The following is a 14,587-nucleotide window of genomic DNA, read 5'->3' as shown; positions in this document are numbered from 1 at the left end:
AATCCAAATGAAGGAGTACAGGAAATGGAGCAAAACCCATCTTTGCAAGAAAATACACGCAATAAACCGAAAAAAAATAAGAAAAAAATAAAAATTATTATAAGCGCTATACTATTCGTTTTATTAATAGGCGGCGGTTATACTTGGTTTTTAGTAAATAAAGCATCTTCTGCTGTTCGAAATGCCGCACACGATTTAGCACGCGGTGATAAATCTGATTTACGTGATAAGGCTGTAAAACCTATTACAAACAATGTCTCTGTTTTAATAATGGGTGTTGATGAAAGCGATGTCCGTGGAAAAGAATATGGTGAAGCTATAAGAACAGACGCGCTTTTACTTGCAACATTTAATAAAGATAGCAAAACTGTTAAACTATTAAGTATCCCACGTGACACATATACTTATATTCCAATAGAAAAGAAAAAAGATAAAATTACACACGCTCATGCATTCGGTTCTGCTAAAAACGGAAAAAATGGTGGACCACAAGCAAGCATTGATGCAGTTGAAAAATTAATGAATGTTCCTGTCGATTATTTTGTAAAATTCAACTTTAAATCATTTATAAAAATCGTCGATGACTTGGGCGGTGTTGAAGTTGATGTACCAGTTGAATTTACTGAGCAAGATAGCAATGATAATGCTGAGGCTATTCACCTAGAAAAAGGTGTTCAAAAGCTAAATGGCGAAGAAGCTCTTGCTCTTGCTAGAACAAGACACATCGATAGTGATGCAATGCGTGGACAACGTCAACAACTCGTTATCGAGGCTATTTTAAAGAAGCTAACAAGTGTTGGTTCTGTAACAAAAGTTGGCAACATCATTGATGATATTAACGGACAATTCGTTACAAACTTAACATTTGATGATATGCTTTCATTCTATAAATATGGATCGGATTCGGAAATTGAGAAATTACAAATCCAAGGTGATGATTGCTATATGGCAAAAGGTGACGATACTTGTAGCAAATCTGCTGGTGGTGGTCGAACTTACTACTACAATCCAGATAAAAAAGAATTAGCTAATGTTACAAATGAACTTCGTACTCATCTTGGGCTACCTGCATATACAAAGTTTGACTCAGACTCTGATTCGAAAAAGACAAAAGAATCTAAGTCTGAAAATTCAAGTGAACGCGAATCAAGTAACAATGAAGTGAAAAATAAGAAAAAAAATAGCAGTGAAGATACAGAAACATCGTCTAACGACAATGAATAGTAAAGAAGCCGCACTCTATGGAGGTAGAGTACGGCTTCTTTTTATTTCTTCAGGATTAAAAATCAGAACTTTCTAACTATCTTTTTTAATATTTTTAAATTATAATAAATAGTAGCAATCTATTCCAATTATCAGGGGGCTCATACATATGAAAGCTGCAGTAAAACATAACATCTCAGATTTTAAAGACTACTTAAAATCCAACGATATATACATGGAAGAAAATATAGATGAAAATGATGGCTCTGTTCATTTTTCAGTAGGATTAGAGACTGAAGCTGGCGCAAAGATTCAACTTATCGCTGCTTTCCAAAACGAACATCCTACGGTGGATATATACTGCTTCAATGTTGCTCACGTACCTGATGCAACATCAACAAATGATATTTTACATGTCATCAATGAATTAAATACATCTTATCGCTTTGCAAAATTCACATTAAATAAGCAAAATGCAATTGATATTTCAACATCTCTTGCATTCTCAGAACCAAACTTTAATCCAGCACTTGTCTTTGAACATACGAGAATGCTATATAAATTAGCGAATGACGAATATAAAAACTTAATGAAAGTTATTTGGGCATAAATAAAAGGATGGGCTGCAAGCAGCGCCATCCTTTTATTTCGATATCATATCAATCCACATCTTAACAGCAGTGCCGACAATTAAAATCGATAACATATATTGTAGTACTTTTTGATTGATCCTCTTCCCGACTCGCGCTCCAAGTGGCGCAGCAAATATACTTGCAACCGCAATAATTAGAGCTGGAATGATAACTACTTGTCCAGTAATCACTTTTCCAGTCGTAATCCCTACTGAGGAAATAAACGTAATAGCGATAGATGTCGCTATCGTCATGCGCAATGGTAATTTTAAAATAACTAGCATAATAGGAACTAAAAGAAACGCACCTCCAGCTCCAATAATGCCCGAAACACCTCCTACAATAAACGCTAACACACTTGCTAACCATTTATTATACTTAACTGCTCCACTATTATTTTTCTTCGGTACAAACATCATCATAGCTGCAATGGTCGCCAATACTGTATAAACAACATTTACAGCGTGTTCATCTAATAGATTTGCACTAAAACTTCCTATAAAACTTCCTATTAATATACTAGCTCCCATATACACAACTAACATTTTATTCATATCAGTACTTTTCCGATATGCCCAGGCACCTGCAAAAGTTGCAAAGAATACTTGTACTGCTGTAATACCGCTCACTTCATGTGACGTATAGCCAGTAAATCCTAACAATACCGGAATATATAAGATCATCGGATAATTAATAATTGCACCGCCAATTCCAACCATTCCTGATATAAACGATCCTATAAACCCAATTATAAAAAGTAATAATACTCCACTCACCTTACATCCCTCTCCTTCTAAAAAGAAGGTGATTAAATGAATAAGTTTACATTCCCATCCGAAGCATCTGCTAAATATGCCCCTACACCTGCAAACTCTACGCCTTCCATAATCTCTTCCTCTTTTAACCCTAATAAATCTACTGTCATTTGACAAGCTACAAGTTTAATCCCCTGTTCTTTTGCCAAATCAATTAAATCTGGCAAAGGCATTGCATTATGTTTTTTCATAATGCCTTTAATCATCTTTGGTCCCATACCAGCAAAATTCATTTTGGATAACCCCATCTTATCAGCACCGCGTGGCATCATTCTTCCAAATACTTTTTCTATAAATGTTTTCTTTACATTCACATGTTCATCTTTCCTTAAAGCATTTAATCCCCAGAAAGTATGAAAAATAGTAACCTCTTGATCATACGCCGCTGCACCATTTGCAATAATATAAGCAGCCATTGCTTTATCGTAATCTCCGCTAAATAAAACGATTGTTGTTTTCTTCTGTTGTTCCATATTGTTCTCCCTCCAATTACCTATAGGGGTATTTTTATTTATAAAAATTGTTTCTCCCTATTCTACTTTTCCTTCCCAAGCTAACATACCACCTACCACATTGATTACTTGAAAACCGTAACTTTCTAAAAATTGAACAGCTCTTGCACTTCTCCCGCCTGAACGACAAACGATAATATATTCCTGATTTTTATTTAATTCATGCATACGAAACTCTAATAGTCCTAGTGGAATATTACATGCTTCTGGAATTTTCCCTTCAGCTACTTCTTCTACTTCACGTACATCCACAATATTTACCGCTTCTTTACGCAACAATTTTTCTTCTAATTCTTTTGTAGTCATTTCTTTCATTTTAAATTTCCTCCTCACAAACCATTCATACCACCTGAAACGTTTATTACTTGCTGAAACCCTAGTTTTTTCAATACCTTTGCTGCTTGCTTACTTCTCATTCCACTTTGGCAAATAACGATTACTTCCTTATTCTTATCTAATTGATTCGCCTTACTTGCTAGATCATTTAGGGGGATATTTTGAAAGCCTTTCATATGATTCCCTCTATACTCACCTACTGTACGGACATCAATAAAATACTTCCCCTTTTTCCCCACTATACTTTTCAATTCTTTGCCATTTATATTTTGCACACCTTTCACTGGTAAAAATCGTGAAATAACAAACCCTGCAGCAAGTACAATAAAAAGCATACTTAATATTGTGTTCATATAACCAACCTCTCTATATTTACAAAACTATTGCTTCACTACGCCTTCCTAATCCAAAACTTCAGCACATCGCCTTCTTCTTCAAGCTTTACGATGTCATGGCCACATTTATTTGCCCACGCTGGAATATCCTTAACTGACCCTTTATCCGTTACATGTATTTCTAACACTTCTCCAGTTTGTAGAGCATCCATTGCTCTCTTTGTTCTTACAATCGGCATTGGACATGCTAAACCTTTCGCATCTAACACTTGTTTTATATTCATCATCAATTCCTCCATTTTTTATTTATTTCATTATTCGTGCACTGCACAACGATTTGGACCAATCTCCATTTCACGCTCTTTATCCACACTTGGGTGAATTTTACCCATATTGGTTTGACGAATTTCTTCATATGCATTTGGCTGAGGTGGTAAGTTTTCTGTTACAGTTTTACGGAACTCTACCTCATCCTCAATATTTAACCCCGCATTATTCGCAAACAAATCTTTTAATTTTGCGCTAACAATACCACTTTCGTTCATTTCACTTATTTTTGAATAATGAGCCGGTAACACAACTAAATTTTGAGATAGCTCTTTATATCGGCTATACAAAGTATTACGTAAATCACTCACCCAATCTTCAGCCTTACCAGCAAGATCAGGACGCCCAATTGAATCTACAAATAAAATATCGCCTGATAATAAATAAGAATCATCTACAATGAATGACGTACTTCCAATCGTATGTCCTGGTGAGTATAATGCGTCAATTACAATTTTAGTCCCCCCCACCGTAATAACAGATCCTTCAACAAGCGGTTCGTATGAAAAAACAACTTCCTCTGCATCTTTTGGTGGTAACCAATACGTACCACCTACCTTTTCCGCTAACTTACGTCCTCCGGAAATATGGTCTGCATGTAAATGTGTATCCATTACATTCGTAATCGTAACGCCATGCTCTTTCGCAAATTCTTCATATGCCTCGGCTGTTCTTACTGCATCAATAACTGCTGCTTCACCATTTGAAACGACCATATAAGATAAACAGCCTTTTCCAAGGCGGTTAAACTGATACATACTTCCACCATTTTTTAAATCTCCAACTTTTATAGGCTTTACATATTCACTCCAAGCCTTCATGCCACCAGCTAAATAATAAATATTTTCTAATCCAGCCTCTGTTAATTGCTCTGCCACAAATATAGAAGACCCTTCTTTTGCACATACTACTAAAACATCTTTATCTTTAGGTAATTCACTTACAATATGATCTACACCATCTAACAAGTCAAAGTAAGGTCTATTAATAGAAGAAACTTGTTTCCCTTCAATTTTCCAATCTTCATAATCCGCCTCATTACGAACATCTAAAATGAATAACTCTCCGAATAACACTTTCTCTGCCACATCTTTTGCTTGTAACGGTTTAACACTCATTCTATTACCCCCATAGGTATATTTTTATTCAAAAAAATTTATTTCTCTATATTCCCTTGCCACTCTAACATACCTGGAATGACATTTTTCACATTTGAATAACCTTTTTCTTTCAACATTTGGCAAGCTATATCACTGCGATTACCAGTTCGGCAAATAACATAAATTTGCTTCGTCTTATCTAATACTGCGCTGTCTAATTCACCTAATGGTACCGAAATGGCGGATGGAATATGACCAAAAGCAAATTCCGCTGCTTCGCGAACATCTAATACAATGCTCTCTTCTCCATGAGACAATATAGACTGTAATTCTGCATTCGTAATTGTATGTGGATATTTCACAACTTCATTCACTTCATGCTCGTTTGCTTTCCTAACATAATGCACCAATACATCACCCTCGTGTTTCGTCCCTATATATTGATGTCCTACTTTACCCGCCCAACTTTTTATATCTACCGTAGATCCTTTATCTGTCGCCTTAACTTCAATCACTTGCCCTGGTGCTAATCCTTCTATCGCCTTCTTCGTTTTCACAATCGGCATCGGACAAGCCAACCCTTTACAATCTAAACTCATATCCACTTTTATACTCATAATCGATTCCTCCACAATTCATATACATATACCTGTAGGGGTATATTAAAATGTTTTTGAAAATCTGTCAACACTTACGTTTGACAGATTATCGGCTTTTTACAAGTAATTGAACAGCTTCTTTAATTAACTCTTCATTTGAACCATTGCCACTTTCAAACTGTTCACGTAAACAATGCTCTAAATTTGTTCCAACAACGAGTCCAATCGTACGATCAAGGGCAGAACGAGATGCTGTTAACTGTGTAATAACTTCTCGGCAATCCTTTCCTTCTTCCATCATACGAAGCACACCACGAACTTGACCTTCAATACGTTTCAATCTATTTTTCATATCTTGATTATACTCCATCCTATAATCACCTCATTACCATTATGTCACTATTTATAACCTATGACAACATAATATACCCTGCAGGGTATATTGTAAACCCCTATTTTTATTTTTCGCCTTATATGTTCGCAAAACAAAAAGTAAAACCTTAATCTATAAGTTTTCATCTTCCACTAAATTTTGAAATAGAAAATGAAAAATATCAATATACAACACGTTCTGGCAATACTGTCCCATACAATTTAAAACCACCATCTACATTCTTTACCTTATATCCTTTTTCCATTAACATACGCGCTGCAACATACCCTCTCATACCAAGTTGACAAGTGATATATATTTCTTTGTCCATTGGCACTTCATCCAATCGATCACGTAATTCATCTAACGGAATATTAATAGAGCCTTTAATCATTCCTTGTTTTAGTTCATTAGGCTCTCGAACATCAATAAGGTACCCACTATTTTCAACAATGTGATCTATTTCATGCCATTGCACTGTGTCCACAAAGCCATCTACTATATTACTTGCAACATACCCCACCATGTTTACTGGATCTTTTGCAGAAGAATACGGCGGGGCATATGATAATTCTAAATCTGGTAAATCGATTACAGTTAAATTTGCCTTCATTGCCGTTGCAATAACATCGATACGCTTATCTACTCCATCACGCCCTAAAGCCTGTGCTCCGTAAATTTTTCCGCTATCTTTATTAAAAATTAATTTTATTAGCAATGGCGTAGCATTTGGATAGTATCCTGCATGAGAATTTGCCTGTACATGTACTACCTCATAGGGTATATTTAATCGTTTTAATATTTTCTCATTTACTCCAGTCGAAGCAACTGTTAAATCAAAAACTTTAGCCACAGAAGTTCCCATCGTACCTTTATATAAAGACTCCGTATGGCCATGAATAATATCTGCTAACATACGACCTTGACGATTAGCGGGCCACGCTAAAGGAATCATCGTTTCTGTTTCTGTAACAAAATCTTTCACTTCAATCGCATCACCAATTGCATATACATATGGGTCAGATGTTTGAAATTTCTCATTTACCTTTATCGTTCCTTTAACTCCTAATGATAATCCTGCATCTTTCGCTAAACTACTCTCTGGTTGTACACCAATTGCTAAAATAATCATATCTGTTTTTATAACTGAGCCACTTTTTAAACGTACAACAGTCCCATTCTCTTCTAACGCATCTACACCATCTTCAAAAACAAGCTCAACATTGTGCACCTTCATATGCTCATGTACATATGCCGCCATTTCGTAATCAATTGGTGGCATCACTTGATTTGCCATCTCTACAAGAGTAACCTCAATCCCGCGTTCTCTTAAATTCTCAACCATTTCCACTCCAATAAATCCTCCACCAATAACCGTCGCATGACGTGGTTTCTTCTCATCAATATACGCTTTTATACGATCTGTATCAGGTACATTTCGTAACGTAAACAACGCCTTCGCTTCTTCAATGCCCGGAATAGGTGGAACAATTGGTTTCGCCCCTGGTGAAAGAATCAAAACATCATATTCCTCGTTATATGTTTCATCTGTAGTTACATTCTTTATCGTAATTGTTTTCTCTTCTTTATTAATCTTTACAACTTCACTCAATACACGTATATCTAAATTAAAACGTTTTGACATCCTTTCAACAGTTTGTACTAATAACTTTTGTCTTTCTGTAATGACACCGCCAATATAATATGGCAATCCACAGTTTGCGAACGAAATGTATTCACCGCGTTCAACCATAATAATTTCATCTTCCTCACTTAAACGACGAAGCCTTGCAGCTACTGATGCCCCGCCAGCAACTCCGCCTACTACAACAATTTTTCTAGACATATTTCGAACCTCCATATTATTTAATTTTCTCATGCATCACACAGAAAAACATATACCTGTATGGGTATATGATAGAGTATAAAAAATTTATTTTCAATCAATATGTCTTTCTTTCACAAATTTGAAACAAAAAAAGAACTTAGATATTTCCAAGTTCTTTACGAATGAAGCAATCCATCGTTCTATCGTCATACTTCCTATAATCTCTTTGTAAAACTATACTCCATATTCCCGCCTAGGGCTGCCGCTGTATCACCAGTTTCTCTAAAATCATGTGTATATATTTTTTCAAATGAACCGAAATCTACTTGCTTATAAAATTCAAAACAAGGGAATCCATCATGCTCCCCTTGAATATCAATACTACCATCCTGTTTCACACATACATTTAATACATAATCCACAGGAGGTGCATATACATTTAATGGATTACTTGCACTCGCACTCATTTTGAATTGCACACCTTCAGAATTCCATGTGATATCAGTGCACACAATATTTTCTGTACTTGCTTTCCCTGTTCTTTTACTCACAGAACCATCTGGACTTGTAATCTTCTCGGTCGTAATACCCGTGTTCGCATATGAAAACACTTCTTCTTTATAGAAATCAACTACTACCTCTTGCTCAACTCTAGAGCGCATCGCATTTACCGCATACGGTGTGAATTCACGTGAATCACCTTCGAATTGAATTACTTTTCCTGTTTCCATATTCTTCTTAGCCTCAGTCCAAGACATTGGAATAAATACACTGGCTCTAATTTTCACGATATTAGTCATAAGAAACACCTCTATAATTTTATTTTAGATGCTGAATGCTTATTAAATAAAACAGACCATAATTTCAATCCTAAAACCACTAGATTTCTCTTTTACTTTTCTATTTCCTTCTAAAAAATAACGCTATATTTATGTTTAGACTGTCGTTTTAAAGCTATATTCCATCTCTCCAGCTAGTGCTGCTGGGGTATCATCCGTTTTTCTGAAATCATGTGTGTATATCAATTCAAACGAACCAAAATCTACTTGTTTATAAAATTCATAGCAAGGGAAACCATCATGTACACCTTCAATATTCACAGTACCACTTTCATTAGCTCGTATAGTCAAAAAATAATCAGCTGCAGGTGCTGCTGCGTTTAAAGGATTACTTGCACTTGCTCTCATTTCAAATGAAACTTCATCTTCACTCCATACAATATTTGTACATACAATGTTTTCTGTACTTGTTTCTCCCTTTTGATACTCAATTGAGCCATCTGAATTTGTAATCTTCACGGTGACGATACAAGCATCTGCATATGTGAAAATTTCTCTTTTATAAAAATCAATATTCACTTCTTGTTCTAACCTTGAACGCTTTGTGTTCACAGCTTGTGGTGTAAACTCACGTGCATCTCCAGCATATTCAAACACTCTTCCTGTTGCAGGGTCCTTAATAGGTTCCAGCGATGCATACGGTGCAAATACACTCCCTCTAATTTTCACGATATTAACCATGTGAAACCTCCATTGATTTTATATTATATAAATCATTATTTGTTCTACCGACATAATATAGTCAATTTGATTGACTATATTATGTATAGTACAATAGGTATTACACATAGTCAACTTAATTGACTACAAGTGCGGAGGTTATATATATGGATCAAACATTTAACGAGTTAGATCTTACATCGCTTTTATCATTATCATTTAGCACATTAATTACTGAGCTACATGACAAATTAAGTGAATTAGGATTTGAGGATATTAGGCCAGCACATGGTTTTATGTTCAAACGCATCCTTCCTAATGGGGCAACTGGTATAGAGCTAGCTGAGTATTTAGGGATTTCCAAACAAGCTATAAGTAAAATGGTGGATTCTCTTGAGAGTAATGGCTACGTTACACGCAAAACACATCCTACTGATAAAAGAGGTAAAATCATCGTTTTAACCGAACGTGGTTTGTCAGTAATGAAAGCAAAAGAAGAAATAGTAGCTGAAATAGAACAGCGCTGGATTGAAAACATAGGTATAGAACGAATGCAAATACTGAAAGAGGATTTAACAACATTCGTTACTAAAGAAAATACAGAGAAATTATCATCAAATATACGACCTGTCTGGTAAACAAAAACTCCATATAAAAACGAATCCATTTTGATTATTTTTTTTCAAAATGGATTCGTTTTCTACAATAATATATTTATTACTCTCGTTTCATCTCTATCATTAACCCTAACTATTTGCGTCTCACTATTTGGTAAAAATATGATATAATTTCCCTTCCTCACATTCTTCCAAATAACTTTCCCTTCTTCATCCGTTTTCCCTATTGAAATCCCAATTTCTTTACTCGGCTCAGGTGATTCGTCTTTCATAAGTATAATTTCAAAACCTTTTATTGGCTGTTTTTCTTTATTTTTCACGTGAAAAGTTACATAATTAACAACCTTACTAAACTTCTTTTCATTATTTGCTATAGAACTAGACATTATGATAATGACCAATATACAACATAAAATCCATATAAGGTTATTATATTTATTCAGACCATTTTTTAAGATTATTAAAAACATCGTCTGTCACCCGGTTTCCAGAATTCCAAGAACTACTTCCTACTGTATGGGTAGCTATTATTGTTACACCCGTACGAGAATAGTCATGATATACAGGTGCTCCACTTTGACATCCATAAGTGTCCATCCTATATGTTAACATTCTAGGACTAGTGCCTTCAATTGGTCCATAATCTGTCCACATAGTATATTTTTCATTTCCTACTTTATCACACGGATACCCTGGAACTACTGCGAGTAACCCCTTTGGAGACTCTACGTTAGTAGTTCTATATCCTAACCAACCTGTATAATCTCCAGGAGATCCATTTAATTTAATGGCTCCATAATCAAATTCCGAATCTCCATCATCAGTCCATCCACTTACTGAATAAAGCTTTGTCCAACTATAAGGCAAATACGGTGCTTGGTTTCCATTTCTACCAGGAGTCACAATAACATTTTTTGCCCATCCACCAAGCTTTTTATTATAAACACAGTGCCCAGCTGTAAATACTGTATCTTTACTAATTAGCGCTCCTGTACATCCATAAACTTCTTGTCCATTAAATTGCATTACTAAGTGTACTATAGCCCTATAAGGATACAAAGGTGTATCAGTAACTCTAATTCGATCATCTCTTCCTATTATAGAATGTGTAAGAATATTAGATGGATAATTAAAATTACTGTCTCTTAATAAGTATCCCCAATCTTCCCCACCATGTTTACGCCCTTCAAATGAAGGTGAAACAAGATCTTCTCCCCTTCGATTATTACTATACAAAGATTGTTCTTGAAAAAGTACACGTTCTCCCTCATTTGAAACTGATGTCCACGGTACATCTTCTGCATACACCTTCTGATTCACCAAAAATACTGTACAAAAAAAGATAAAAAGAACACCAAAACTATAAAGAGCCAACCTACATCTTATAGAAATAAAGCTATCCAACATAACTTACCTCCTATACAAATGATAGCGAACAATTGAAGATCCCTTTATAAATTCTAGGTTTTCTTTTTTCAGAAGTCAATGTAATTAATAATGATAATCATTATTAATTACATTGACTTAACAAAATCACACAATTATTATATTCTTTACTCTGCGTTCAAAAATCTGTCTCATTAAAGGTTCACTTTATTACATAAACCCGTAACCTTCTCCACAACCAACTCCGCAGTATTCTCCTCCGGTGTCATCAATAAATTCGTAACCGGTCCATACACAACAGGGTTTAATTCCACTTCATACCCACCATATGAGAATTCTTCCTTCGTTGGTAAGTAACCAATATATCCATTCGTATATCCACCAAAGAAAGCTAATTCATTTTGAAGATTCTCTTTCACTTCTAATGCCGTTTCCGAAAAAGGTTCCATCGGTACACCTGAAAACATACCATCATTAACTTGAAACAGTTGCACTTCTAAATTGATACTTAACTGCCGAATACCTTGCTTATATTTCTCTAAAACGATAGTAAGCCATTCATCCGTATTCACACCCCACTGCTCTTCAGCTAACTGGGCCATGCTTCGTATCTCATCAATTTCAGGAATATCCTTCAACTTCATTTGCATCGTACTCGAAACTGTTCTTACATTTACAATCGGGCTATAAATAACTGTTGGAAGCATCGTTAATATATGTCCACTAAGTATGTGAGCCATTTGTTTTAATGCTTTCCTTGAACCTCGATACTTCGCATTCACATTACCAGCAGCACCTTGAACAATCATAACAGGACAATTTACGGTCTTCTCAAGAATCTCTCTTGTCATCCCCGGATAGTCTGCTGATAATACATCACTATCACCTTTTAAAACATTCGGATGCGCCGTACAAAATACTACAATCCCAGATAACTCCTTCGTTTCAGCATCTCTTATTGCTAACATGCCAATTCGTTTATCTACAACACCACCTATATTTGTGCCCATCTTTGCTCTTCCATCAGATGTTCGCTCTCTTCGGTTGACCCCAATATCACCTGTCGTAACACCCCAGCCTACTTCGCATCGCTTCAAGTTTTTATTCGCAGTAACAGCACCGTGTACTACATTATTTACTAAAATCGTTTTATACGACTGTACGAGCGGATTATCACCGACCGTTTCTGGACCAGAGTGGGTATGTGTATAAACAACTGTTATTTGCTCAAATGGAACATGAAGTTCTCTTGCTACTCGCTCACGAATCATATTCGTATCTTCTATTAACATTCCAATATTATCAATGCTTATAAACACAGTTTTCATTTCATCTTTTTCAAATACAAAAACCGTTCCATAAATACGTTCTTCAATATTATTTATTCCTGTCTCTCTATGGTATCCGACAAAATCAATACCTATAGGCGGCGTAATATCCACCTTACCTACCCCTACTTTGCCCATTTGAACCTCTCCATTTCTCTATGTAACTCCCTTTTTTCAAGAATAACATATTTAACTTAGTTCCAAATAAAAAGAACGGACACAGTATCCTATGTCCGTTCTTCCCCTCACACATACTTCCGATGCACCATCTTCCCATCATAAGAAAACACAACGCCCTTACTCTCCACAATAGACTCCATATGCACCGTTCTTCCCCATAGCTGATGAAGATATGGTAATACCTTTTCTAAGTATTTTAAATCGAGCTCGATTCCTTCGTAACTATGTTTAATGTATAATTCTCCGTTCTTTAAGTAGTCTCCATCTTCTACTACTAAGTACGGGAACCCACCATTTGTCCGCATATTTACGAGTTGATCACGCACATTTTCCCATTCTTTATCTATTACTTTATATTCTTTTCCTTGGCGCTGGAATAAGTACATATCTTCTCGCATAACAAGATCTTTATTTAAGTAGTTTCTTAGGAACGATACGTCCCATTCAATTTCGCGTACTTCAAACATTTTGTCACGGCCAGATCCTGGTTTTACGCCTCGTCGCTTCATTTCTTCTGTTGGATTGTTGTACCGTTCTTCAATATCTTCAAAGATTTTAATACCTAGGTAGTATGGATTAATACTTGTTTTTGATGGCTGTACAACACCTGCATTTAATTTCGCAAATTCAATAGCTTCATCAGAGGTTAAGTCCATTTCACGAAGTATGCGTTGATGCCAGTAGGATGCCCAGCCTTCGTTCATGATTTTCGTTTCAAGCTGTGGCCAAAAATATAACATTTCTTCACGCATCATCGTTAATATATCACGCTGCCAATCTTCTAGCTCACGGCTATATTCTTCAATAAAGAGGAGCAAGTCTTTCTCTGGTTGCGGTGGGATCTTCTTCTTTTTGCGTATATTGGATCGTTCTCTCTTTTTGTTTCGATCATCTAAATTCCATAGATCATCGTATTGTGATACCTTTTTCTTTTCTACTTCTTCTAAATCATCAATACTCCACGCAAGTTTGGGACGCATGAGCGACGGGTCAATGTGCTCTTGAATGGCAAGTACGGCATCTAAAAATGTTTCTACTTCTTCTTTTCCGTACTTATGCTCATATGCTTTCACCCGTTCAGCTGTCGCTGACATACTCTCTACCATATCTCGCTTCGTATTTGAAAAACGAATATTATTTTTGAAGAAATCACAGTGTGCTAAAACGTGCGCTACAATTAATTTGTTTTGAATTAAAGAGTTCGTATCTAATAAAAAGGCGTAACATGGATCAGAGTTAATAACGAGTTCGTATATTTTACTAAGTCCTAAATCGTATTGTAATTTCATTCTGAAAAATTGTTTTCCAAAACTCCAATGTGAAAACCTTGTCGGCATCCCATATGCACCAAATGTATAAATAATTTCCGCTGGACATATTTCATAACGCATCGGATAAAAATCAAGCCCAAATCCAGTCGCAATTTCCGTAATTTCCGCAATCGCATATTGCAGTGCTTTATCGTCACTTGCTCTCATTATTTTCCCTCCTTACACTTTCCCTTAAGAAAGTGTATG

At 35.7% G+C, this 14,587-nt stretch carries 18 protein-coding genes; 3 read left to right on the top strand and 15 right to left on the bottom strand.

The window, feature by feature from the left end; all coding sequences use genetic code 11:
* Nucleotides 1–24: 24 nt before the first annotated feature.
* Both DN399_RS04095 and DN399_RS04090 read left to right on the top strand, forming a co-directional pair.
* Nucleotides 25–1,224 (top strand): LCP family protein, encoded by a 1,200-nt coding sequence (locus tag DN399_RS04095; protein ID WP_149149334.1) that lies wholly within the window; start codon nt 25–27, stop codon nt 1,222–1,224.
* 148 nt (nt 1,225–1,372) lie between these two features.
* Nucleotides 1,373–1,813, top strand: coding sequence for a hypothetical protein (locus DN399_RS04090; protein WP_000642362.1), 441 nt, complete (start codon nt 1,373–1,375; stop codon nt 1,811–1,813).
* A 33-nt stretch (nt 1,814–1,846) separates the two neighbouring features.
* On the opposite strand, the gene DN399_RS04085 is transcribed toward DN399_RS04090, so the two are convergent.
* The 11 genes from DN399_RS04085 to DN399_RS04035 form a co-directional block, all read right to left on the bottom strand.
* Nucleotides 1,847–2,611 (bottom strand): sulfite exporter TauE/SafE family protein, encoded by a 765-nt coding sequence (locus DN399_RS04085; RefSeq protein ID WP_000017251.1) that lies wholly within the window; start codon nt 2,609–2,611, stop codon nt 1,847–1,849.
* Nucleotides 2,612–2,643: 32 nt separating this feature from the next.
* Nucleotides 2,644–3,123, bottom strand: a complete 480-nt coding sequence (locus DN399_RS04080) for a DsrE/DsrF/DrsH-like family protein (protein WP_000437742.1) — start codon at nt 3,121–3,123, stop codon at nt 2,644–2,646.
* 57 nt (nt 3,124–3,180) lie between these two features.
* Entirely contained in the window at nt 3,181–3,477 is a 297-nt protein-coding gene (locus DN399_RS04075) for a rhodanese-like domain-containing protein (protein ID WP_000661810.1), read from the bottom strand.
* Between the two features lie 14 nt (nt 3,478–3,491).
* On the bottom strand, nt 3,492–3,851 hold the full coding sequence (locus DN399_RS04070; RefSeq protein WP_079245093.1) for a rhodanese-like domain-containing protein: 360 nt from the start codon (nt 3,849–3,851) through the stop codon (nt 3,492–3,494).
* Nucleotides 3,852–3,889: 38 nt separating this feature from the next.
* Nucleotides 3,890–4,120, bottom strand: a complete 231-nt coding sequence (locus tag DN399_RS04065; protein WP_002093886.1) for a sulfurtransferase TusA family protein — start codon at nt 4,118–4,120, stop codon at nt 3,890–3,892.
* A 27-nt stretch (nt 4,121–4,147) separates the two neighbouring features.
* Nucleotides 4,148–5,278, bottom strand: coding sequence for an MBL fold metallo-hydrolase (locus DN399_RS04060; protein WP_149149333.1), 1,131 nt, complete (start codon nt 5,276–5,278; stop codon nt 4,148–4,150).
* A gap of 38 nt (nt 5,279–5,316) precedes the next feature.
* Nucleotides 5,317–5,877 (bottom strand): sulfurtransferase TusA family protein, encoded by a 561-nt coding sequence (locus tag DN399_RS04055; protein ID WP_000023948.1) that lies wholly within the window; start codon nt 5,875–5,877, stop codon nt 5,317–5,319.
* A gap of 88 nt (nt 5,878–5,965) precedes the next feature.
* Nucleotides 5,966–6,229 (bottom strand): metal-sensitive transcriptional regulator, encoded by a 264-nt coding sequence (locus DN399_RS04050; RefSeq protein ID WP_000456202.1) that lies wholly within the window; start codon nt 6,227–6,229, stop codon nt 5,966–5,968.
* Nucleotides 6,230–6,413: 184 nt separating this feature from the next.
* Entirely contained in the window at nt 6,414–8,078 is a 1,665-nt protein-coding gene (cdr, locus tag DN399_RS04045) for a CoA-disulfide reductase (protein WP_016121933.1), read from the bottom strand.
* 197 nt (nt 8,079–8,275) lie between these two features.
* The gene (locus DN399_RS04040; protein ID WP_000182103.1) at nt 8,276–8,860 is read right to left on the bottom strand and encodes a DUF3238 domain-containing protein; all 585 of its coding nucleotides are present in this window, start codon (nt 8,858–8,860) and stop codon (nt 8,276–8,278) included.
* A gap of 135 nt (nt 8,861–8,995) precedes the next feature.
* On the bottom strand, nt 8,996–9,580 hold the full coding sequence (locus DN399_RS04035; protein WP_000247265.1) for a DUF3238 domain-containing protein: 585 nt from the start codon (nt 9,578–9,580) through the stop codon (nt 8,996–8,998).
* A gap of 146 nt (nt 9,581–9,726) precedes the next feature.
* On the opposite strand from DN399_RS04035, the gene DN399_RS04030 reads away from it, so the two are divergent.
* A complete protein-coding gene (locus DN399_RS04030) occupies nt 9,727–10,197 on the top strand; it encodes a MarR family winged helix-turn-helix transcriptional regulator (RefSeq protein ID WP_149149332.1) in 471 nt (156 codons plus the stop codon).
* Between the two features lie 62 nt (nt 10,198–10,259).
* Here DN399_RS04030 and DN399_RS04025 read toward each other — a convergent pair whose 3' ends face one another.
* From DN399_RS04025 to spoVR, 4 genes are all read right to left on the bottom strand, one after another.
* Nucleotides 10,260–10,646, bottom strand: coding sequence for a DUF2606 family protein (locus DN399_RS04025; RefSeq protein ID WP_000478589.1), 387 nt, complete (start codon nt 10,644–10,646; stop codon nt 10,260–10,262).
* Nucleotides 10,612–11,583, bottom strand: a complete 972-nt coding sequence (locus DN399_RS04020; protein WP_149149331.1) for a trypsin-like serine peptidase — start codon at nt 11,581–11,583, stop codon at nt 10,612–10,614. The genes DN399_RS04025 and DN399_RS04020 overlap by 35 nt, the downstream gene beginning before the upstream one ends.
* 173 nt (nt 11,584–11,756) lie before the next feature.
* Nucleotides 11,757–13,028 carry a neutral/alkaline non-lysosomal ceramidase N-terminal domain-containing protein gene (locus DN399_RS04015; RefSeq protein ID WP_149149330.1) on the bottom strand — a complete coding sequence of 424 codons (1,272 nt, stop codon included), beginning with the start codon at nt 13,026–13,028 and terminating at the stop codon, nt 11,757–11,759.
* Nucleotides 13,029–13,135: 107 nt separating this feature from the next.
* Entirely contained in the window at nt 13,136–14,548 is a 1,413-nt protein-coding gene (gene spoVR, locus DN399_RS04010; protein ID WP_149149329.1) for a stage V sporulation protein SpoVR, read from the bottom strand.
* Between the last annotated feature and the right edge of the window lie 39 nt (nt 14,549–14,587).

It is taken from the genome of Bacillus sp. AR4-2 (assembly GCF_008274865.1).
Lineage (GTDB): Bacteria > Bacillota > Bacilli > Bacillales > Bacillaceae_G > Bacillus_A > Bacillus_A cereus.
The sequence above is the reverse complement of the archived record's forward strand: the minus strand, read 5'-3'. Positions and strand labels throughout refer to the sequence as shown.

Excerpts from the sequence above, each read along its gene's own strand:
- DN399_RS04095 (WP_149149334.1), top strand. The coding sequence starts at position 25 with ATGGAGCAAAACCCATCTTTGCAAGAAAATACACGCAATAAACCGAAA.
- DN399_RS04090 (WP_000642362.1), top strand. The coding sequence starts at position 1,373 with ATGAAAGCTGCAGTAAAACATAACATCTCAGATTTTAAAGACTACTTA.
- DN399_RS04080 (WP_000437742.1), bottom strand. The coding sequence starts at position 3,123 with ATGGAACAACAGAAGAAAACAACAATCGTTTTATTTAGCGGAGATTAC.
- DN399_RS04075 (WP_000661810.1), bottom strand. The coding sequence starts at position 3,477 with ATGAAAGAAATGACTACAAAAGAATTAGAAGAAAAATTGTTGCGTAAA.
- DN399_RS04070 (WP_079245093.1), bottom strand. The coding sequence starts at position 3,851 with ATGAACACAATATTAAGTATGCTTTTTATTGTACTTGCTGCAGGGTTT.
- DN399_RS04065 (WP_002093886.1), bottom strand. The coding sequence starts at position 4,120 with ATGATGAATATAAAACAAGTGTTAGATGCGAAAGGTTTAGCATGTCCA.
- DN399_RS04060 (WP_149149333.1), bottom strand. The coding sequence starts at position 5,278 with ATGAGTGTTAAACCGTTACAAGCAAAAGATGTGGCAGAGAAAGTGTTA.
- DN399_RS04055 (WP_000023948.1), bottom strand. The coding sequence starts at position 5,877 with ATGAGTATAAAAGTGGATATGAGTTTAGATTGTAAAGGGTTGGCTTGT.
- DN399_RS04050 (WP_000456202.1), bottom strand. The coding sequence starts at position 6,229 with ATGGAGTATAATCAAGATATGAAAAATAGATTGAAACGTATTGAAGGT.
- cdr (WP_016121933.1), bottom strand. The coding sequence starts at position 8,078 with ATGTCTAGAAAAATTGTTGTAGTAGGCGGAGTTGCTGGCGGGGCATCA.
- DN399_RS04040 (WP_000182103.1), bottom strand. The coding sequence starts at position 8,860 with ATGACTAATATCGTGAAAATTAGAGCCAGTGTATTTATTCCAATGTCT.
- DN399_RS04035 (WP_000247265.1), bottom strand. The coding sequence starts at position 9,580 with ATGGTTAATATCGTGAAAATTAGAGGGAGTGTATTTGCACCGTATGCA.
- DN399_RS04030 (WP_149149332.1), top strand. The coding sequence starts at position 9,727 with ATGGATCAAACATTTAACGAGTTAGATCTTACATCGCTTTTATCATTA.
- DN399_RS04025 (WP_000478589.1), bottom strand. The coding sequence starts at position 10,646 with ATGTTTTTAATAATCTTAAAAAATGGTCTGAATAAATATAATAACCTT.
- DN399_RS04020 (WP_149149331.1), bottom strand. The coding sequence starts at position 11,583 with ATGTTGGATAGCTTTATTTCTATAAGATGTAGGTTGGCTCTTTATAGT.
- DN399_RS04015 (WP_149149330.1), bottom strand. The coding sequence starts at position 13,028 with ATGGGCAAAGTAGGGGTAGGTAAGGTGGATATTACGCCGCCTATAGGT.
- spoVR (WP_149149329.1), bottom strand. The coding sequence starts at position 14,548 with ATGAGAGCAAGTGACGATAAAGCACTGCAATATGCGATTGCGGAAATT.